The sequence below is a fragment of the Paenibacillus sp. S150 genome (genome assembly GCF_019352175.1).
Taxonomy (GTDB): domain Bacteria; phylum Bacillota; class Bacilli; order Paenibacillales; family Paenibacillaceae; genus Paenibacillus_AQ.
The window spans coordinates 1-19,962 of record NZ_JACBYI010000051.1 but is presented as its reverse complement, the minus strand read 5'-3'; the positions used below and the strand labels follow the sequence as shown (position 1 = coordinate 19,962).

18 protein-coding genes are annotated in these 19,962 nt (G+C 54.1%); 16 read left to right on the top strand and 2 right to left on the bottom strand.

Features of this window, described 5'->3' with window-relative positions; genetic code table 11:
- Window positions 1-99: 99 nt before the first annotated feature.
- Entirely contained in the window at window positions 100-303 is a 204-nt protein-coding gene (locus HYD27_RS28365) for a hypothetical protein (protein ID WP_219220936.1), read from the top strand.
- Between the two features lie 23 nt (window positions 304-326).
- Window positions 327-797 carry a GGDEF domain-containing protein gene (locus HYD27_RS28360; RefSeq protein ID WP_219220962.1) on the top strand — a complete coding sequence of 157 codons (471 nt, stop codon included), beginning with the start codon at window positions 327-329 and terminating at the stop codon, window positions 795-797.
- Window positions 798-987: 190 nt separating this feature from the next.
- On the opposite strand, the gene HYD27_RS28355 is transcribed toward HYD27_RS28360, so the two are convergent.
- A complete protein-coding gene (locus HYD27_RS28355) occupies window positions 988-1,335 on the bottom strand; it encodes a phage holin family protein (RefSeq protein ID WP_219220934.1) in 348 nt (115 codons plus the stop codon).
- A gap of 153 nt (window positions 1,336-1,488) precedes the next feature.
- On the opposite strand from HYD27_RS28355, the gene HYD27_RS28350 reads away from it, so the two are divergent.
- From HYD27_RS28350 to HYD27_RS28285, 14 genes are all read left to right on the top strand, one after another.
- On the top strand, window positions 1,489-3,858 hold the full coding sequence (locus tag HYD27_RS28350; RefSeq protein WP_219220933.1) for an endonuclease MutS2: 2,370 nt from the start codon (window positions 1,489-1,491) through the stop codon (window positions 3,856-3,858).
- Between the two features lie 31 nt (window positions 3,859-3,889).
- Complete coding sequence (locus HYD27_RS28345) at window positions 3,890-4,309, top strand: DUF350 domain-containing protein (RefSeq protein ID WP_219220931.1); 420 nt, start codon at window positions 3,890-3,892, stop codon at window positions 4,307-4,309.
- Between the two features lie 133 nt (window positions 4,310-4,442).
- Entirely contained in the window at window positions 4,443-4,991 is a 549-nt protein-coding gene (locus tag HYD27_RS28340) for a hypothetical protein (protein WP_219220929.1), read from the top strand.
- A 71-nt stretch (window positions 4,992-5,062) separates the two neighbouring features.
- Window positions 5,063-6,280: an MFS transporter gene (locus HYD27_RS28335; protein WP_219220927.1), complete on the top strand. Its 1,218-nt coding sequence runs from the start codon at window positions 5,063-5,065 to the stop codon at window positions 6,278-6,280.
- A 54-nt stretch (window positions 6,281-6,334) separates the two neighbouring features.
- Window positions 6,335-7,939, top strand: coding sequence for a DcuS/MalK family sensor histidine kinase (gene dcuS, locus HYD27_RS28330; protein WP_219220926.1), 1,605 nt, complete (start codon window positions 6,335-6,337; stop codon window positions 7,937-7,939).
- Complete coding sequence (locus HYD27_RS28325) at window positions 7,936-8,652, top strand: response regulator (protein WP_219220925.1); 717 nt, start codon at window positions 7,936-7,938, stop codon at window positions 8,650-8,652. The genes dcuS and HYD27_RS28325 overlap by 4 nt, the downstream gene beginning before the upstream one ends.
- A 777-nt stretch (window positions 8,653-9,429) precedes the next feature.
- Window positions 9,430-10,317, top strand: a complete 888-nt coding sequence (locus HYD27_RS28320; RefSeq protein ID WP_219220924.1) for a MurR/RpiR family transcriptional regulator — start codon at window positions 9,430-9,432, stop codon at window positions 10,315-10,317.
- 21 nt (window positions 10,318-10,338) lie between these two features.
- Complete coding sequence (locus HYD27_RS28315) at window positions 10,339-11,859, top strand: amidase family protein (RefSeq protein ID WP_219220923.1); 1,521 nt, start codon at window positions 10,339-10,341, stop codon at window positions 11,857-11,859.
- A 33-nt stretch (window positions 11,860-11,892) separates the two neighbouring features.
- A complete protein-coding gene (locus tag HYD27_RS28310; protein WP_219220922.1) occupies window positions 11,893-12,888 on the top strand; it encodes an ABC transporter ATP-binding protein in 996 nt (331 codons plus the stop codon).
- 36 nt (window positions 12,889-12,924) lie between these two features.
- On the top strand, window positions 12,925-14,556 hold the full coding sequence (locus HYD27_RS28305) for an ABC transporter substrate-binding protein (protein ID WP_219220921.1): 1,632 nt from the start codon (window positions 12,925-12,927) through the stop codon (window positions 14,554-14,556).
- A gap of 42 nt (window positions 14,557-14,598) precedes the next feature.
- Window positions 14,599-15,540 (top strand): ABC transporter permease, encoded by a 942-nt coding sequence (locus HYD27_RS28300; protein ID WP_219220920.1) that lies wholly within the window; start codon window positions 14,599-14,601, stop codon window positions 15,538-15,540.
- A gap of 20 nt (window positions 15,541-15,560) precedes the next feature.
- Window positions 15,561-16,457 (top strand): ABC transporter permease, encoded by an 897-nt coding sequence (locus tag HYD27_RS28295; protein ID WP_219220919.1) that lies wholly within the window; start codon window positions 15,561-15,563, stop codon window positions 16,455-16,457.
- Between the two features lie 23 nt (window positions 16,458-16,480).
- Window positions 16,481-17,479 (top strand): ABC transporter ATP-binding protein, encoded by a 999-nt coding sequence (locus HYD27_RS28290; protein WP_219220918.1) that lies wholly within the window; start codon window positions 16,481-16,483, stop codon window positions 17,477-17,479.
- Window positions 17,480-17,553: 74 nt separating this feature from the next.
- Window positions 17,554-18,741: an MFS transporter gene (locus HYD27_RS28285; RefSeq protein ID WP_219220917.1), complete on the top strand. Its 1,188-nt coding sequence runs from the start codon at window positions 17,554-17,556 to the stop codon at window positions 18,739-18,741.
- Between the two features lie 351 nt (window positions 18,742-19,092).
- On the opposite strand, the gene HYD27_RS28280 is transcribed toward HYD27_RS28285, so the two are convergent.
- Window positions 19,093-19,452 carry a hypothetical protein gene (locus tag HYD27_RS28280; RefSeq protein ID WP_219220916.1) on the bottom strand — a complete coding sequence of 120 codons (360 nt, stop codon included), beginning with the start codon at window positions 19,450-19,452 and terminating at the stop codon, window positions 19,093-19,095.
- Window positions 19,453-19,962 lie beyond the last annotated feature (510 nt).

Sequence of the window (19,962 nt, the reverse complement as noted above, 5' to 3'; positions counted from 1 at the left end):
AGCAGCTTTACAACAGGTGTCATTAGCATAGCGTAAATCCGGACCGTTGTCTTGGAGAATCCGTGAAGATTTGTTTGGGTGCAATAGCACTCAAAGTTTGTGCTGCCCTCCTCGCTGTATTACCGCAAGCCTGCCGTTGTAATTTGCGGATTCCTTGTATCTTTTCTGATGTATTTTGTTCTGGAGCCGTTTGCAGACGGCGCCCGGATGACACTTATGATGCCGATTATGATTGCCCTGATCTATTTTGACCGGCGGCTGCTGTACTATCTGGGAATTATCAGTACGATTTTTACAGTGTGATTTAATTCGGGCTAGAACGGACGCTGCTTGACAAGCCGCTGCTGGAGCAGTGTGAGAGCAATGGCCTGAGGCTGCAGCTGGCGCTGTTTGATATCGATGACTTCAAGCGTGTGAATGACATCTACGGACACCGGGTCGGTGATCTCGTGCTCAAGGAGGTGGCGGCGAAGGTGGGCTGCCTGATCGGGCTGAATGACTTCGCGGCGAGATATGGCGGGGAAGAGTTCGCGGTATTTTTACGGATAAAAGCTTTCAGGAGGCCTACGCTTCGGTGGAGGACATGCGGCTGGTCATATTCGTATGGAGATCCATACGCCGGAGGCAAGCCGATTACGGCCAGTATCGGGCTCTGTGATTATCAGCGTGGCGACGGCAAGGAAATGCTGTTCCGCAAGACGGATCACGCGCTGTATTCGGCCAAGCGGGGCGGCAAGAACGCCGTGGTCACTGCCGCTGTGTCCCGGGATGATGATCCCAGGGTGTCCTATGGGTAAGTTAATCAAGAGAAAACGCCCGCCGTCCGTTTATAAGGACGTTACCGTTTCAGCGGAACACATAAATTATATATTCACAAAAAACCCCCAGTTTCCGGTATAATCCGGGCATTGGGGGTTTCGTTGTCTGCCGAGGGCAGAGGGGCATTATGAAATGGATACCATCCTCCCGAAGACGGCGCAGCCGGTTCTACTTGGCCGCTTCAAACGGAGTGGATACCGGCAGGAACAAGTCGATAATTCCAATGACGAGTGCCGCCAAAAGTGCTCCCAGAATGGTGACGCTGACACCGCTCACGATGAATTGGGCAATCCATATGACCAGTGCACTGACCAGAAAGCCAACTATGCCGCGGCCGAAGGGCGTTGTTTTTTTGCCGAAGATGCCCTCAATGACCCAGCCGAGCAGAGCGATGACCAGGGCAAGAATAAGCGCGCTCCAGAAACCGCCAATCGTGAACTGCGGAACGATCCACCCGACTACGAGCAGCACAATTGCTGCTACCACAAAACGGACCACATGACCTAAAAATCTCACTGAACTAACCTCCTTTGGCCTTCGCATAAGGATATGTGCATTTGTTATTGTGGCCAGTCTCCGTTTTTCTATGCCCTGAAAACTTACCCAAATAGCGAAAATGGGCTGAATTAGGTATAATGTAACCATCTATGAAGGGAGCTGTGACTGTAATTGGACGACAAAATTTTGCATACGCTTGAATATCGCAAGATTTTAAATAAATTGATGCAATATACGCAGACCCCGATGGGACGGCTGCTGGCGGAAGGCCTGAAGCCTTCCGGTGATTTAGAAGGTGTAAAAAGGCTGCTGCAGGCTACGGACGAGGCGGCAAATGTCGACCGGCTCAAAGGAATTCCTTCCTTTGGCGGGGTGACGGACATCAAGCAGGCGCTGAAGCGTGCTTCCATCGGAGGAATGCTGGGCACCGGTGAGCTGCTCTCTGTCGGCAATACCATCGGCGGGGCGCGCAGAATCAAGCGTTTTCTGGCGGCGGTGCATGAGGACGGGCAGATTCCGCTTCTGTTCGCGCAAAGCGATCTGCTGTCGGAGCAGAAGCATGTGGAGGATGCCATCCGCGCCTGCATCGACGAGAATGCGGATGTGCTGGATACGGCAAGCCCAGAGCTTGCCTCGATCCGCCGGGAGCTGCGCGGAGGCGAGTCCCGGATCCGCGAGAAGCTGGATTCCATGATCCGCTCTTCCTCCGTAGCCAAAATGCTGCAGGACCAGCTTGTGACGATTCGCGGTGACCGCTTCGTCATTCCGGTCAAAGCCGAATACCGCGCGCATTTCGGCGGGATTGTCCACGACCAGTCGGGCTCAGGGGCCACGCTGTTCATTGAGCCGGAATCGATTGTGGCAATGAACAACAAGCTGCGTGAGACCCGTCTGCGCGAAGAACGGGAGATCGAGATTATCCTGCACCGGTTGACCGCGCTCGTCGGTGGCATTGCCGAAGAGATGGCTTACGATGTGGATATCCTGGGCGAGCTTGATTTCATCTTCGCCAAGGCGCGGCTGGCCCGTGACATGAAGGCGATCCAGCCCCGGATGAATGACCGGGGATACCTTAAGCTCCGCAAGGGCCGGCATCCGCTGATCCCCGCAGAGCAGGTGGTTCCGCTGGATGTGGAGCTGGGCAACCAGTACAGCTCCATCATTGTGACCGGCCCGAATACGGGCGGCAAGACGGTGACGCTGAAGACCATAGGCCTGCTTAGTCTGATGTCAATGTCGGGATTGTTCATCCCGGCGGAGGAAGGCAGCCAGATGTGTGTATTTGATGCCATTTATGCAGATATTGGCGATGAACAGAGCATTGAGCAGAGTCTCAGTACCTTTTCGAGCCATATGACCAATATTATCTCCATTCTGCGCCGGATGACTCCGAAGAGCCTGATTCTTCTGGATGAGGTAGGGGCAGGAACCGATCCGGCGGAAGGCTCGGCACTGGCGATTGCGATCCTGGAGAATATTCACCGGACCGAGTGCCGGATGGTGGCAACCACCCACTACAGCGAGCTGAAAGCCTATGCTTACGAGCGCAAGGGTGTCATCAATGCCAGCATGGAGTTTGATGTGCAGAGCCTCAGTCCTACATACCGGCTGCTGATCGGAGTGCCCGGACGAAGCAACGCATTCGCCATTGCCGAGCGTCTGGGGCTGCCGAACGCCATTCTGGAGCATGCGCGCGGCGAGGTTAATGAAGAGGATCTGCGCGTGGAGCACATGATTGCTTCACTGGAGGAAAACCGCCTCGGAGCCGAGAACGAGCGGGAACGGGCCGAAGCGGTCCGGCGGGAAGCGGAGGAGTTCCGCAAGCGCCAGCAGCAGGAGCTGGAGAAGCTGGAGAGCCAGCGCGACAAGCGGCTGGAAAAGGCGGAGAAGGATGCCAGCGCGATTCTTGATAAGGCGCGCAGGGAAGCGGAGGAGATTATCAGGGATTTGCGGCGTCTGGCTATGGAGGAAGGGGCTTCCGTCAAGGAGCATAAGCTGATTGAAGCCCGGCGCCGCCTGGATGAAGCAGAGCCTGCACCCCGCAAGAAGACCGTAACGCCGCGCAGCGCGTCCAAGGCTCCGCGGAAGATTCAGCCCGGCGACGAGGTCAAGGTACAGAACGTGAATCAGAAGGGGTATGTCGTGGAGCTGAGCGGTCCGAAGGAAGCTGTTGTGCAGTTTGGCATTATGAAGATGAAGGTTAACCTGGAGGAGCTGGAATTCATGTCCTCGGCACCGGATTCCCCGCCTCCGGCACTCCGCCGTGCAACTACAGTGAAGCGTACCCGGGATGAGAATATCCGCAGTGAGCTGGATCTGCGCGGCGCAAATCTGGAAGAGGCCATCATGGAGACGGACCGCTTCATTGATGAAGCTTTTCTCGGGAATTTGGGCCAGATTTCCATCATCCACGGCAAAGGCACGGGAGTGCTGCGCACCGGCATTCAGGAATATCTGCGCAAGCACAAGCATGTGAAGAGCTATCGGCTCGGGAATTACAATGAAGGCGGCGCGGGCGTAACCGTAGCTGAACTGCAATAGCGGCTGGAGTCCGGCAGAAAGAGGGAGACGCATGCAAGAAAATATTGATCTTTTGCTGGATCATCCGCTGGGCTCGCTGCTCGGCTATTTCACGGTGGCCGTACTGGGACTGGTGGTATTTCTGTCCTTCTTCGAAATGGTGACCAAGTATAACTGCTGGGAGGAAATACGCAAAGGGAACGTGGCGGCAGCCATGGCGACCGGAGGCAAGATCTTCGGCATCTGCAACATCCTGCGGTTCAGTATTGATTCCGGCGCATCGATCTACGAGACCATGAAATGGTCCGTTGCCGGATTCCTGCTGCTGCTGCTGGCGTATTTTCTCTTCGAGTTTCTGACCCCGGTGTTCTCCATCGATGATGAGATTGCCGCAGACAACCGGGCGGTTGGCTTGACCGCCATGCTGATTTCCGTGTCCCTGTCCTATGTGATCGGTGCCGCTATTTTCTGAATATGGGGTGTGGAATAACATGAAGATTTTGGTTCGGGTCCTGTTCTTTTCTGCCCTTGCTTTTATAGCGGCCGGTATTATTTATCTAATGATTAATTGAATTCAAATGTGAGGTAAGAAGGGGATATTTCAGATGGAGACAACAGTTTGTCCGTGGTGCCATACAGAGATTGTATGGGATGAGGAATTCGGACCGGAGGATACCTGTCCACACTGCAGCAATGAGCTGAGCGGCTACCGCACAGTTACTCTGGGCAGAGCTGATCTGGACGAAGAAGATGATGAGCCGGAGGAGGCTGAAGAGCCCGAACAGGATTCGGCAGACGATGATGATCTGTGGGATGACAGCGGCCAGGACAGTGTGGTGCCGATCTTCAACACGCTGCTCCAGTTCGGCGATGATAATGACTTGAAGCGCTACGAATCCGGTGTGTCAGCAATTCTGGCGGCTCAGCTGGAAGCGCCTGAATGTCCGCAATGCCATGAGCTTATGCTGCTGTCCGGCACGCAGAAGGCAGACGGCTTTGAGCCTTCCGTGCCGGAAGCGCTGGGCGGACCCGTGCTGAAGGCGCCGTTCGCGCTCAATCTCTTTGTTTGCCCTTCATGCTTCCATGTGCAGCACAGTCTGGCGCAGGAAGACCGTATTCAGCTTGTGCGCAACCTCAGCGCCGGGGGCAAGTAAAACGGACTCATGGTTTCCCTGTTTTTTGGACATGTTATAGCAAGGAATGTCCGGAAGGCAGGGGATGAAACATGAAAAGCTTATTTCGCAGTCAGGCGGCGCTGCTGCTGGCGGTGGCAGGCCTGTACATGCTGGCGAGCGTGCTGGCAGGCACCTTTTTGAATGTCTACCTGTGGAAAAGCCGCCAGAACTTCGCCATGATCGGCTGGTTTACGGTCGCACAGCAAATCGCTGTCGGCCTCAGCTTCTGGCTGGGGGGCAAATGGGTGAAGGAACATAACAAAATGAATGCCCTGCGGCTGGGAATTGCCGTTTCGGGCTTTTTTTATTTGCTGGTGCTGTGGCTGCGCGGAGAATCCGTTCATTATATCTGGCCGCTGGGATTGATTCTGGGACTCTCAATCGGCTTCTACTGGCTGGCGTTCAACATTGTGTTTTTTGAGATAACAGAGGCGGAAAACCGCGATTTCTTCAATGGCTGGATGGGGCTGCTCGGCTCCCTTACGGGCATAGCGGGTCCGTGGATCTCCGGCTGGCTGATTTCTCTTTGGCAGGGAGAACGGGGATACCGGGTGGTATTTATGATCTCTCTCTGCACGTATGGTGTCGCAGCTGTCCTCAGCTTTCTGCTCAAAAGGCGCAAGAGTGAAGGAAGCTATCTATGGACGGAGCCGTGGAGGGAACTTAGGCGTGCAGGAAGCCCGTGGAGGCCGGCAGCTGCGGCCCTTTTGTTTCAGGGCCTGCGGGAGGGTGTCTTTTCGTTCCTGATCGGATTGCTTGTATACATAGCGGCCCGGGAAGAGAGCAAGCTGGGACAGTTTGCGCTGATTACTTCTGCCGTGTCGCTTCTCAGTTATTATGCAGCCGGCAAGTGGTTCAAGCCCAAATACCGCTCGGCGGGAATGCTGGCCGGCGGCCTGCTGCTGGTGGCTGTGATTACTCCGCTCCTCTGGAAGGTCAGCTTCGGGACACTGCTGGTCATGGGAATTGGCACCTCGCTGTGTATTCCGCTGTACATGCTGCCCATGACCTCGACGAGCTTCGATCTGATGGGGCTGTCCGCAGAGAGCGCAGGCAAACGGGTGGAGCTGGTTGTGCTGCGTGAGCTCAGCCTGATGAGCGGACGGCTGCTCGGGCTGCTGGTGTTCATCGCTGTGCTGTCTGTTCAAGACTCGCCCCGGGTCATTACGCTTCTTATGCTGCTGCTGGGTTGCGCTCCGCTGGGAAGCTGGCTGATGCTGCACCGTTTGCTGAAGCGAAAGGGGGAAACACATCCCGCGCAAAATTAATCCTGTATGGCAAAATTAAGCTTACGGGAGCAGGAAACAGGGGGAGAAAGCCCGGTGGCCAAGAAAAAAAGCTACGGCCTGAGGACAAAGGTTGCGGTTATGGTGTCTGCGGTGATGATACTGGTCATGCTTGTGCTCTACGTTATTTTCAGAAACCAGATTATTCCGCAGACCCGGCATGCCCTGGAGGATAAAGCGATTGCGATTGCCCGTACCATTGCGCTCATGCCGCTGGTATCGGAGGGGCTCAGTGAAGGACGCAGCAAGGAAATTCAGGCTTATACCTCAAAAATCACCCGGCGCAATGATATTATGTTTGTAGTCGTAATCGATATGAACAGCATCCGCTATTCGCACCCCGATGCTTCGATGATCGGCAAGCCTTTTGTGGGCGGGGGGCAAAAAATAGCGCTGCGCGGCGATGAAAGCATTTCTGAAGGCGAGGGGCTGCTGGGCAAGTCACTGCGCGCCTTTGTGCCTGTATACAATAACAGAGGGTATCAGGTCGGTGTCGTCGTTGCCGGTCTGTCGCTGGACCGGGTGCAGCGTCTGGTCAGACAGAATGAATGGACGATTATTGCCATTCTGCTGTCCGGAGCCGTGCTTGGAGCGGGCGGTGCGATTGTCCTGGCCCGCAAGATCAAACGGATGATGTTCGGCATGGAGCCATCGGATATTTCCAAGCTGCTGGAGGAGCGCAGCGCCATGCTGCAATCCACGCGTGAGGGAATTATAGCAGTAGACCACCAAGCCCGGATCACCATGATCAATATGGAGGCGGAGCGGCTTCTGGGAACGGCGGGGATTACAGGCAATGCGATGACGCGGAACATCGCCGATTATTGGCCTGAGCTGCGTCTGGAGCAGGTGCTGGTCAGCGGTGAAGCGAAGCAGGATCAGGAGCTGGAGCTGAACGGCATCACTTTGCTGGCGAGCAGTGTTCCGATCCGGGTAAATGGCCAGATTGCGGGGGCTATTGCTACCTTCAGGGACAAGACCGAGCTGGCCGTGCTGGCGGAAAGGCTGTCCGGCATTTCTGTATATGCGGACGCTCTGCGGGCAGGGGCGCATGAATTCATGAACAAGCTCCATGTCATTATGGGAATGACGCATATGGGCCTGTACGATGAGCTGCAGCAGTATATTTCGGGAACCGTCAGCAACTACCGGAATGAGGTCGGGCTGATCACCAGGCAGATCAAGGACCCGGTGATGGCCGGCTTCCTGCTGGGGAAGCTCAGCAGGGCCCGTGAAGCGGAAATTGAGCTGCTCCTGGCAGAGGACAGCTACCTGCCGGAAGCGGCTGATCCCCGAGTAATCCACGAGCTGGTTACCATTGTCGGCAATCTGCTTGACAACGCCATGGAAGTGCTGGAAGGGCAAAGCCGCAAGGAAATTGAGCTTGCGTTTCATTATGGACAGGGGCGTCTGATCTGCACTGTGCAGGACAGCGGGCCGGGAATTCCCGAAGCGCTGAGGGAGCGGCTATTTGTTCAGGGGTTCTCCACCAAGGGAGAACACCGGGGGATCGGGCTTTACCTGGTGCGCAAAAGTGTGGAGAAGCTCCAGGGCCGGCTCCAGATCATATCCGGCGGGAAGCCGGGAACGACTTTTATGGCCGATGTGCCATATGCTGTAAAGGGTGATGAGACCGTATGAAGATTAAAGTACTGATCGTTGAGGACGATCCGATGGTGGCGAAGTTCAACCGCCATTATCTGGAGCAGGTGCAGGGCTTCGAGTTCGCGGGCTGGGCAGCTTCAGGAGATGAGGCCGGACGGATGCTTGCGGAGCTTGAGATTGACCTTATTCTGCTCGATATCTATATGCCGCGCACAAGCGGGCTGCAGCTCTTGTCCTCCTTGCGGGAGCAGGGAAGCATGGTCGATATTATCGTAATTTCCGCAGCCAGCGACAATGCCAGCATCCGCAAGGCGCTGCAGCTCGGGGCTGTCGATTATTTGATTAAGCCTTTTGAGTTCGCCCGCTTTCAGGCGGCGCTGTCGGCATACCGGGAGGATCATGCGCTGATGAAGCACCGTGAGCACCTTAGCCAGGAGCAGCTTGACAAGCTGCTGCGCCTTTCCCCGGGAACCGAGGAGGATAAGGGCGGAGCTCTGCCCAAGGGACTTACCGAAGGGACGCTGGAGAGCATTTGGAGCACCATACAGAAGCTGGAGAGACCGTTGTTCTCCACTGAGGACATCACGGCGGGCGCTCCGATTTCGCGGATATCCGTGCGCAAATATTTGGCTTTTCTGACCGAGGCCGGTGTGCTGGAAATGGAGATCAGCTATGGTGCGGTGGGCAGGCCGGTATATATGTATACGGTGGCTGCTGAGGGTCAGGGCATTATAGCTAAATATCTTTAAGCGCCGGCTGCGGTTCAGTTCAGTTTGCACGAAGGGTGGCGCCCGTACAGGTACAGGTGAAAGGAATAGATTCATAGGAAACGGAAGCGAAGTGTAAAAAGTAACACTAATGAGCTGGAATTTTGGCTTTAACGGGTTCTAGTGGGATTTTGTACACTTAATGGAGGCCCACTCGCTCCATATGGCTGATTTAAGCAGAATTAGGTGTACTTTTTCCCACTAGGGATGATCCGGAATCCGAATGCGCTACTTTAGTGTTACTTTTTACCACTAAAAGGGCTGCCCTTTGGATCTCACGGTTTTGGGAGTTTTGTCAACAATTTAGCGGTACTTTATTTCGTCGCAGTCTCTAACGCTTGCGGAAAAGCGGCTGGGGGAATATGAAGCGGCACCTTTTCCACCTGGCTTCCCGCCTGGCTTCAGCAGCCAGCCTTACACCTGAAATGCCAACAGCTGCGCTGCCCGGTCAAGGACGGCGCAGCCATTTCCACTTGAATTTGAAAGATAAGAATTTATATGTTTCACGCAATAAATTAGCCTTATCTTTCTCGTTGAAACGGATACCGCCTCTTTCAGAGGACGGCGCAGCCGTTTCTGCTTGTTATAATGGTTTTTTGTGTAAGGAAACATAACATAAATGTCGAATAAAATCGTTTTGTGTGAAAAAAGCTCACCAAAATTGTGAAAAAACCTTGACCGATCTGTTAGGGTTGCAGTATATTGTAAGCAATCGAATGAGATGAATCAAATATTTCAATGCGAAAGGTGGTGAATGGAATGATTCAAACCAATGATATCCGCAACGAAATATTGAACGACAAGCTGACGGAAATTATTTATTCCGAAAAAACGACGCTCAATATTCGCAGACTTGCCGAGTACATCCAGCATCATTACAGCCAGGTTGCTTTCATGACCGCAGCGGAGCTGGCGGAAGCGGCAGGGACAAGCCAATCGACCGTCACCCGGTTTGTTACGATTTTTCTCGAGTATCATAATTTTGCTGCTTTCATCAGAGAAATTCAGGACAACGTACGCAGTCAAATCTCCGGGGCCGAGAGTCATCCCGCCTTTGCAGAGAGCAGCGATGGAGCCATTGAAGCTTACACGCGTCAAGAAATTGAAAATTTGATTCAGGCGATGAAGGCGATTGATGAGCAGAAGCTGAAGCGATTGGCGAAGCGTATTGCCTCCAAAAGGTCGATTGTCATCACCGGGTTTCGCACCGGGGCCCACCTGGCCCAATACGCTCACTTTATACTTAACAAAATCCACAAGGATGTGCGGCTGTTTACTTCCGGCGGCAGCGAGCTCTATGACACGATCATCAAAATGAATCCGGAGAACACGCTGGTGTTCAATATCGTGCTTCCCCGTTATCCGCGCGAAATGATTGAGCTGATCTGGTTCCTCAAAGAAAAGAAATTTGAATTGCTGACAATCAGTGACACTTATACCCTTCAGAATTGGGGGATAACCGAATGTCATTTGGTAACCCCAATAAATTCCACCGATCTTTTTGAATCCTATGCAACCACCTGCAGCGTCTTGAATTTACTGTTCAGCGAAGTCGGGAAGGTCAATCTCCAGGACACGAAGGAACAGCTGCTGTCGCTGGAACGGCTGTATCAGGAAAACAGGGTGTTTTACACCAAAGAAAAATAAACGATTAAGGGAGTGGAGAGAGTGCTTAGAAAACCGGATGTGGAAGAAGTAAAGGCCTATGGCAAAGAGCTTGGTCTGAATTTCACTGATCTTGAAGCCGTACTGGTGCAGCAGAGCATGGAGCGGAGCCTCGATGGGTTGGACACGTTTTATGAAGCCCGCCTGGAAGAAGACCGGCTTCCGACGGGACACTTCGTTCGGGACCCGGGTTATCGTCCCTCCGAAGAAGAAGATCCGTACAATGCCTTCATCCGGAAGTGCCGCGTGGAAGGATCGGGAGAAGGCCTGCTCGCCGGCAAAACCGTTGCGCTCAAGGATCATGTGGCAGTATCGGGCATTCCGATGACCTTCGGCTCTCACTTCATGGATGGCTACACACCGGATTTCGATGCAACGATCGTAACCCGAATACTGAATCAGGGAGCGACCATTACAGGAAAGCTGAATATGATTGATTTCTCCTCCGGCTCGGGTCTCTCGGGGACGGGGGATTATGGCAGGGTGAAGAATCCCCATAATCCCGAGCATGTCAGCGGAGGCTCATCCTCGGGCTCGGCCGTCTCCGTGGCGAGCGGCGCGGTCGATATCTCCATCGGCGGTGATCAGGGCGGCTCGGTACGGGCACCGGCCCATTACTGCGGCGTCATCGGACTGAAGCCGACCTTCGGGCTAATTCCGCATACCGGCGTGTTCGGCTCTGATCCTGGAGTGGATTTCCTGGGACCGTTGGCGAAGAAGGCGGAGGACGTCGCCCTGATGCTCGAAAGCATCGCCGGCCCGGACGGCTACGACCCGCGGCAGCGGAATATTCCGGAGCTTCCGGCGTACAGCCAAATCATTGACCGGGGAGTGAAGGGGCTGAAAATCGGCATTCTGGAGGAAGGCATTGGATTCGACGGGATGGAACCGGAGGTGGAGAATGCCGTACTCGCAGCGATTGAGGTGCTCAGCAAGGCCGGAGCGATAGTGTCGAGGGTATCGGTTCCGGCTCATACCGATGCCCATATTCCCGCAAGCATCCTCCTGATGGAAGGCAGCCGCTACCTGATGGGAACCAACTTTGGCGGGGCCTTCGCGGAAACTTACTATCCCACTTCGCTTATTCGCATGATCGGCAGCTCCAGACAAAGCCACGGCTATCAGCTTCCGCTGGGTATGCGGACCAACCTCACGACGGCGGAATATTTGCACCGCAATTACTACGGAACACTCTACGCCAAGGCGCAAAACGTGCGCAAAGGCATTCGCCGTGCGTACGACAAGGCTTTTGCTGATATAGATCTGCTTGTTTGTCCCACCAAACCGACCCGCGCCCCGAAATTTAAAGCTCCGCAAAGTACCAAAGAAGCCTTGGAACAAGCCATAACAGGCGGAGGCCCTGCTCACTTCCGCAACACCTCCTGCTTCAATTATACCGGTCATCCCGCTATCAGTGTCCCCTGCCAGGTGGACGGCTTGCCGATCGGCATGCAGCTGATCGGACCCCATTATTCTGAGTCTCTCCTGCTGCAAGCTGCCTATGCCTATCAACAATCTATCTGAGCGGACCCCGTTTAGATCAGGGAGGTGACCACCATGTCGGACATCCTGCTGAAAGTGACCGACCTCGTTACCGAATTCTCCATCCGGGGGAAACAGGTACCTGCCGTGCGCGGCGTCTCTATTGATGTGAAAAAAGGGAAGACCCTCGTTGTGCTTGGCGAGTCCGGTTCGGGCAAAAGTGTGATGCTTCGTTCGATTATGCGGATTCTGCCGAAGGATACGGTAACGTCCGGCCAGGTGCTTTATAACGGGGAAGAATTGCTGCATAAAAGCGAGAAATCGATGCAGCGCATTCGCGGAAATCAGATTTCCATGGTCTTCCAGGATTCCCTGTCCGCCCTTGATCCGCTGTATCGCGTCGGGGCGCAAATCGGCGAATCCATGCGCGATCATGGAACCGCTCCAAGGAACACCATCCGCGGCAAGGTTATCGAATTGCTGTCCAAGGTGGGAATTCCTTCACCGGAAACGAGGATGCGCGCTTACCCTTTTGAGATGAGCGGCGGCATGAGGCAGCGTTCGGTAATCGGCATGTCATTGGCCAATACGCCGCAGCTGCTGCTGGCCGATGAGCCGACCACCGCTCTTGACGTCACTATTCAGGCTCAAATCCTGACCTTATTCAAGAAAATTCAGCAGGAATATGGCATGACCGTTATTCTGGTCACTCATGACATTGGAGTGGCTATCGAAATGGCCGACGAGATCGCCGTAATGTACGCCGGCAAAATCGTGGAATTCGGAGATGTCAGGCAGGTGCTGGGGACTCCGTCACATCCTTACACGAAGGGGCTGATCGAGGCTACTCCCCGCCCCGGCCAGCGCGGTGCGCTGACGGCCATTCCGGGACAGCCTCCGACCATCGCCAATATGCCCGCAGGCTGCGCTTTTGTAGATCGCTGCCGCTGGGCAATGGATCGCTGCCGGCATGAACAGCCGGAGATCACTTCGCTGGGAGGGGGTCATCATTTCGCTTGCCATTTAAATGCAGACACGATAACGCATGTGCCGGAACATTCACTTTTATAAGGAAAAGACAGCTAAAGACTTAAGGGGGCATTCATAGTGAAACGTCAACGGAATTGGTGTTATTACGGAATTATTAGCATCGTCCTTGTGCTGCTGCTTTCGGCTTGCAGCAGCAATTCGGGAGAGTCTGCGGCAAACGTTGACGAGCAAGCGGCTGCTGATACGGGGGGCGGCAAAGGAGGAACGCTTGTCGTCGCCATGACAGCCGGCAACATTCCCGTTCCCGACGTCGGTCCGACAGAAGGCTCCGAGGGCCTGCGATTTGTCGGGTTCCAGCTCTATGACGGGCTGGTGCGCTGGGATTTGTCCAGCGACAGCAAGCCGGCGGTGCCCAAGGCGGCGCTTGCGGAATCGTGGGAGGTTTCCGATGACCAGACCACCTGGACCTTTCACCTTCGTGCCGGCGTGAAATTCCACGATGGCACAGACTGGAATGCCGACGCGGCAATCTTCAACTTCGATCGTGTGATGAAAGAAGACTTTGAATATTTTTCCCCGAAAATGTCCGCCGGTTTAGCCAACTACACCAAATGGATCGGCTCCTATTCCAAGATAGACGATATGACGATTCAACTGGTGACGAAGGAACCGTATTCCTTGCTGGAATGGGATTTGACCTGGATGCTGTTTGCAAGCCCGGAAGCCGTCAAAACCTCCGGCGAAGATTATGCCCAGCATCCGGTAGGCACCGGCCCCTTCAAATTCGTAGAGATGGTTGAAGGGCAAAGCATGACGATGGAAGCTAACACCGATTATTGGGGTGACGTGCCTCTGATTTCCAAGCTGGTGCTGAGACCGATCACCGACCCGGCGGCGAGACTTGCGGCGCTGCAGTCGGGTGAAGTCAACTGGGCGGAGCTGCCGCCGCCTGAATCGATGAGCATCCTGGAGAGCCAGGGCTACCAGGTGTACTTGAACCCGTATCCCCATGTGCTTCCGTTTATGCTGAACATGAATTCGGATATCTGGAGCAATAAGCTGGTCCGGCAAGCGGCGAACTATGCCGTCGACCGGGAAGGCATAGCGAACGATTTGCTGGGCGGCGCGGCTGAACCGGCGAATGCGTTAATGTACCCGGCCCAGTCCTGGTACAACGACGACTATAAATACAGCTATGATCCGGAGAAAGCAAAGGCGCTGCTTGCGGAGGCTGGCTACCCGGACGGGTTCGAATCGACCTTCGTGCTGCCTTCTGCCGGCTCGGGCAATATGTGGCCGCAGCCTATTGCGGAATACGTCCAGAAAAATCTCGCCGATGTCGGCATTCAAATCAAGCTGGAGGTTATGGAGTGGCAGTCGCTCTTGACCACCTTCGCAAACGGCTTCCCGACGGACCGGGAAGTAGGCGGTGTTTTGATTTCCACAGGAACCTACACGCCGATTCGGGCGATTGACTTTAACTTCGCCAAGAGCTCCTGGGCTCCTGTCGGCAACAACAGGGGCAAATATTCCAATGACGAGGTCGAAGTGCTTCTGGACAGAATCAAGGTAGCCAAGCCCGAAGAGGTCGATGCGCTCATGCAGGAGGCTTCGGGAATTATTACCGATGATGCGCCCTGGATCTTCATTGTCCACGACAAGAATTTGCGGGCGCTTGCTCCGAACGTCAAGGGCTTCGTCATGGCGCAGTCCTGGTTCCAGGACCTGACCCATCTGACCGTTGAATAGAAGGGTGCAAGCGGACCAATTCCGAGAATACGAGGTGAAGTGATGCTTAACTTTCTGATGAAGCGGCTTCTCCTGATGATTCCTACCCTGTTTGGCGTTACGCTCGTAGTTTTCCTTGTTATCCAGATCGTCCCCGGGAATCCGGTGGACGCTCTGGTTCCTCCCGAATCATCCCAGGAGGTGAAGGACCAGCTGATCGCCGATCTTGGATTGGATCAGCCGCTGTACATCCAATATTTCCGGTGGCTCGGAGATCTGCTGACCGGCAATCTGGGCCGTTCCATTGTGAAATCGACCTCTGTCAACTCGCTGCTTATTCAAGCCTTCTCCAATAGTCTGCTGCTAGCCCTCGGCGCCGCCGCCTTCGCGTTTGTCTTTAGCATTCTGCTCGGTTTTCTGGCGGCGTATAAGCCGGAGTCCTGGTTTGCCGCCCTCGGCAACATCGTTGCTATCATTGGAATCAGCGTCCCGAATTTCTGGGGCGGGCTGATTCTTATGGGGATTTTCGGAGTGGCGCTAGGATGGCTGCCCCCTATGGGCAAGGTGTCCCTTGACGGCGCCAGCTTCGATTTGCTGAAGCATATGATCATGCCGTCAATCGCGGCAGGCATGGTAACGCTGGGCGTAATGACGCGCATGGTGCGCAGCAGTGTATACGATCTTCTGCATGAAGAATTCGTCCTTACGCTAAGGGCGAAAGGGGTGAAAACCACGACGATTCTGAGGCATGTGCTGAAGAATGCGACACCTTCCATTCTGACGATTGCCGGGCTGCAATTCAGTTCCCTTCTGGGCGGTTCGATCCTGGTCGAAACCGTTTTTTCCTGGCCGGGGCTGGGACAGCTTATTTACCAGGGAATCAGTCAGCGGGATTATCCCATCATCCAGTCCGGGATATTGCTCATTTCCATCTTTTTCGTCGTGCTCAATATCGTAGTAGATTTGCTGCATGCGCTGCTGGATCCGAGAGTCCAGAATGCCTGAACGCGAAAGGAGGCAGTTTCATGTTAAGCAGTCAAATTACCGGCACAGCACCCGCGCTGGCTGAACCGGCGGTGGCTGAAGAAGAGAAATTCTACCGGAAAGCCATCAGGGCGTTTTTTAAAAACCGGGTTGCAACTATCGCTTTTGTCATCCTTGTACTAATCGTTCTTTCCATACTTTTGGCAAACTGGATTAGTCCGTACTCCCCGCTGGAAGGGGACATCAAGAACCGGCTTCAACCCATCGGAACGCCGGGATACTTTCTGGGTACGGACGAGCAGGGCAGGGATATGCTCACCCGTATTTTGTACGGCGGACGATTGACGCTGCTGTCCGGTTTTTTGCCCGTTATCGTGGCCGCTATTGCCGGAGGCGCGCTGGGCATCATCGCCGGATATTACGGCGGCACGGTCAATGCGATCATCATGCGTACGCTGGATATCTTCTATGCTTTTCCCGCAGTGATCCTGTCGATTGCGGTTTCGGCCGCATTGGGGCAAGGGAGCATCAATATCATGATCGCCATCTCCATCGTGTTTATCCCTCCTGTCGCACGTGTGCTTGAAACAGCGGTGAAGCGCATCCGCAATCAGGAGTTTATTGAAGCGGCCAAATCCAGCGGGGCCAGCTCGCTGCAGATCATGCGGCATCACATCGTCCCGAACGTATTCAGCGAGCTGTTCGTATACTCCTCCAGCCAGATTTCCATCGGGATCGTCATCGCTGCAGGTCTTAGCTTCCTCGGCCTCGGAGTGTCGCCACCGACGCCGGAATGGGGCGTGATGCTGAACAGCATCAAGCAGTTGATCTTCGTCGATCCGCTGTTAACTGTCGTACCGGGAGGCTTTCTCTTCCTGACCTCGCTCTGCATCAACTTGTGCGCTGACGGTATCCGGGACGCCTTGCAAGTAAAGTGATTCCAACGGGAGGGACTGAAGCTATGGACAGCGAAACGGCCATTCTGGAAGTGAAGCAGGTGTCAAAAACCTTTTTGACCAAAAATTTCGTCGGAAAAGTGAAGCATGTGGTATCGGCAGTTCATGATGTGTCCTTCGATCTGCCGGCGCGGAAAACCTTCGGCATTGTCGGGGAATCGGGATGCGGGAAATCGACGCTGGCCCGCCTGATCCTGCGGCTGATCGAATCCGACCGGGGGGAGATTCAATATAGGGACAAGGATTTGATCAAGCTTTCCAAATCCCAGTTCAAAGAATACCGGAAGGATATTCAGATGGTCTTTCAGGACCCGTATTCGTCTCTCAACCCAAAGATGACCCTGCTTGACAATGTGGCATTCAGCCTGTGGGTGGGCGGCGCCTCCAAAGCCGAAGGCCGAAGCCGGGCATATCGTTATCTGGATGCAGTGGGCATCCCCCGCAGCTTTGCCGAGCGTTATCCGCAGACGCTGAGCGGGGGCCAGCGGCAGCGCGTTGCCATTGCGCGGGCGCTGGTGCTGGAGCCGAAAATCCTGATCGCCGATGAAGCGGTGTCGGCACTGGACAAGTCAATCCAGGCGCAGGTGCTGAATCTGTTCCGCGACTTGCAGCAGGAATTTCATCTGTCGATGATTTTCATATCTCACGATTTGAATGTTGTGCAGACAATGAGCGACGAAGTGATGGTTATGTACCTGGGAATGGTCGTGGAACGGGGTCCCGCCGATCAAATCTACGGCAGCCCGTACCACCCGTATACCCAGGCCCTGTTTAACTCGGCGCCATCGATGGAAGTGAACAAGCGGAATCTGGATCATTTCAACCTGACCGGCGAGCTTCCGAGTCCGCTTAACCCGCCTTCCGGCTGCCGGTTCCGCACGCGGTGCCCGTTTGCCTCCGAAAGCTGCGCAAGCGGTATTCCGAAGTCCGTGGAGGTAGAGCCTGGACATACGGTGTCCTGTGTCCTGTACCCCGAGCCCGGAAGCGTACGAAAGAAAATTTGATATAGGTCGTTATATAGAGTGAGCTTAAGAAGCTTATATAACTGCGATTTTTACTAGGCTGGTGAATGTCACATATGGTTTTCTTTATCATGCTGCTGATCAACACGCTGCACAGCTTTGGACTTGCGGCAACGCGGCCGATCGTCTCTATTTATTCCGAGCAGCTCGGGTTTACCTCGGTCGTCATCGGTGTACTGGTCGCTTCATATTCCTTAGTTCCAATGCTGATTGCCGCTCGCACGGGCAGATGGGTGGACCGGATCGGCGCCAGGAGAATGGTTTACATGGGCGGCTGCGGTCTGCTTGCGGGCTTTCTCCTGCCGATTATGTTTCCCGTCCTGCCCGTCCTGTTTTTTTCGCAGATCATGCTTGGATTCTCGCAGCTCTTTATCGTATTATCCATCCAGAAAACCGTGGGGAATATGCCTGGAGAACGGGATCGTCTCATCGCCACGCACAGCCTCTCGGGAGCGATAGGAGAAATGCTCGGGCCGCTGGTAAGCGGCTTTACTTATGCCCGTTTCGGGTTTCAATGGTCCTTTGGAATTTCTGCATTCGCTTCGATGATCGCTATTTTGCTGGGGCTTTTGCTGAAGAAAAAGGATTGGCAGTGGGGAGATCCGGCTGCCAGATCATCTGCAGGCCATGTCGAGCCGATCTGGCGCCTGCTCGGCAATGTCAATTTGCGCAATGCAATTCTGATCAGCGGCGTCGTGCTCTATTCCAAAGAATTGATCACGGCTTATTTTCCGCTGTACGGCACCAGCATCGGCATGTCCTCCGGCACAATCGGACTGGCCCTTTCCGTCTCTGCGCTTATGTCGCTGATCGTGCGTTTTCTGCAGTATCCGATTATCAGATGGCTGGGAAGAAGCCGGATAATGACCGGAACCCTGATTGTCTCGGCCGCCGCTTATATGCTGATTTCCTTGACGGAGCTGCCGGTGTGGCTTGGTGTATTGCTTGCCGTAATAGGGGCCAGCCTCGGGATCGGGCAGCCGCTCAGCATGGTGTATGCTCTTGATTTAAGCCCGGTGCAGAGGCACGGGGAAATACTGGGTCTGCGGGTCTCAATCAACCGGATACTGCAATTTTTTGCCCCCATGATTTTTGGAGGCATCGGCGGCGCGGTGGGGCTCGGGGCGATTTTTCTAAGCAACGGAGTAATTATGCTGATTATTTCAAGCTTTACCCATATCGATCCGGCCATCGGCAGCGCCCGCCGGGAAGGGGTGTCCAATGCGGATGAGGCCAAGCTGTAAGGCAGCATCGGCGGACGGATTCGCTAACAGTACATGGCAAAACAGAAAGGTTGATCGTAAAAAGGGAGCGGAATCTTGCGGACGGGGTGTCCGGCAAATTTCGCTCCTTTTTCTCGATAGAGAACTTATCCTGAATTTCGAAAGTGAATTGAACCATTCCAGATCGGACAAGGGATAAACCCTCTTTTTCCTTCACCCCTTTGGTGCAAGCTGTTTTTAGCAAAAAATCCCTTCGTGTAGAGCTTTTTAGACGATTTGTGGATACTTACTCTCGAAATTCGGGTTTATATGTTTTGGGGGAAGCGAAGCTTATCCGTTATTTCACGGCTGCGCTGTAAATGAAAGAATGGATCAGGACTCCGGCCAGGCAAACTGCGCGATTGCGTTGGCCGCAGCGGGGAGGTAGAGGGAATCAAAGGCAGAAATGCCTTTGATTTCGCCCGAAGCCGGCTGGAGGAGGGAATCAAAGGCAGAAGTACCTTTGATTTCGCCCGAAGCCGGCTGGAGGAGGGAATCAGAGGCAGAAGTACCTTTGAATCCGCCCGAAGGCGGCTGGAGGAGGGAATCAGAGGCATAAGTACCTTTGAATTCGCCCGAAGCCGGCTGGAGGAGGGAATCAAAGGCAGAAGTACCTTTGTATTCGCCCGAAGCCGGCTGGAGGAGGGAATCAGCGCGAAATGATTCTTTTCCTCCCCACTGAAAGGGCAGCATTCTTACTATAGGACGCCGATAGGCGTCTTTCTTAAAAGATAAGAACTTATTTATATGTTTAAAGCTAAAAATTAGCCTTATTTTTCTCGCTGAAACGGATACTGTCCTTATCAGGACGGTGAAGCCGTTTCCACTTGTCGTTTAGGAAATTATGCTTCTTGTCAATTGTGGATAAGGTATGTTATGAAGATTAGAGGGGAAATTGTAATGCGTCTTATTCGTGCTGAATCGTACTGAGTTGTGCAGAGTTTGCTGAGCCATGCATAGTTTACTGAATTGCGCTGAGTCTCCTGAGCCGTGCGGAGTCTGCGGGTTCTATGTTTTGCAGGAGGAAGCGCGAAATAGAGCGGGTCCAGCCGAGGCCCCTACCGGGGCAGGGATGTTAAGTTATGATGAACGAAAGGCAGCCCCTGTTCGCACACCGTAGGTTAAAATGGAAGTGGAAACCATTTCAGAGCTACATGCGAAAGGAGCTGTTACTATGAAGAATACCATAAAATACGTCGGTTT

Excerpts from the sequence above, each read along its gene's own strand:
- HYD27_RS28345 (WP_219220931.1), top strand. The coding sequence starts at position 3,890 with ATGCAAGAAAATATTGATCTTTTGCTGGATCATCCGCTGGGCTCGCTG.
- HYD27_RS28340 (WP_219220929.1), top strand. The coding sequence starts at position 4,443 with ATGGAGACAACAGTTTGTCCGTGGTGCCATACAGAGATTGTATGGGAT.
- HYD27_RS28335 (WP_219220927.1), top strand. The coding sequence starts at position 5,063 with ATGAAAAGCTTATTTCGCAGTCAGGCGGCGCTGCTGCTGGCGGTGGCA.
- HYD27_RS28325 (WP_219220925.1), top strand. The coding sequence starts at position 7,936 with ATGAAGATTAAAGTACTGATCGTTGAGGACGATCCGATGGTGGCGAAG.
- HYD27_RS28320 (WP_219220924.1), top strand. The coding sequence starts at position 9,430 with ATGATTCAAACCAATGATATCCGCAACGAAATATTGAACGACAAGCTG.
- HYD27_RS28310 (WP_219220922.1), top strand. The coding sequence starts at position 11,893 with ATGTCGGACATCCTGCTGAAAGTGACCGACCTCGTTACCGAATTCTCC.
- HYD27_RS28300 (WP_219220920.1), top strand. The coding sequence starts at position 14,599 with ATGCTTAACTTTCTGATGAAGCGGCTTCTCCTGATGATTCCTACCCTG.
- HYD27_RS28295 (WP_219220919.1), top strand. The coding sequence starts at position 15,561 with ATGTTAAGCAGTCAAATTACCGGCACAGCACCCGCGCTGGCTGAACCG.
- HYD27_RS28290 (WP_219220918.1), top strand. The coding sequence starts at position 16,481 with ATGGACAGCGAAACGGCCATTCTGGAAGTGAAGCAGGTGTCAAAAACC.
- HYD27_RS28285 (WP_219220917.1), top strand. The coding sequence starts at position 17,554 with ATGGTTTTCTTTATCATGCTGCTGATCAACACGCTGCACAGCTTTGGA.
- HYD27_RS28280 (WP_219220916.1), bottom strand. The coding sequence starts at position 19,452 with ATGCTGCCCTTTCAGTGGGGAGGAAAAGAATCATTTCGCGCTGATTCC.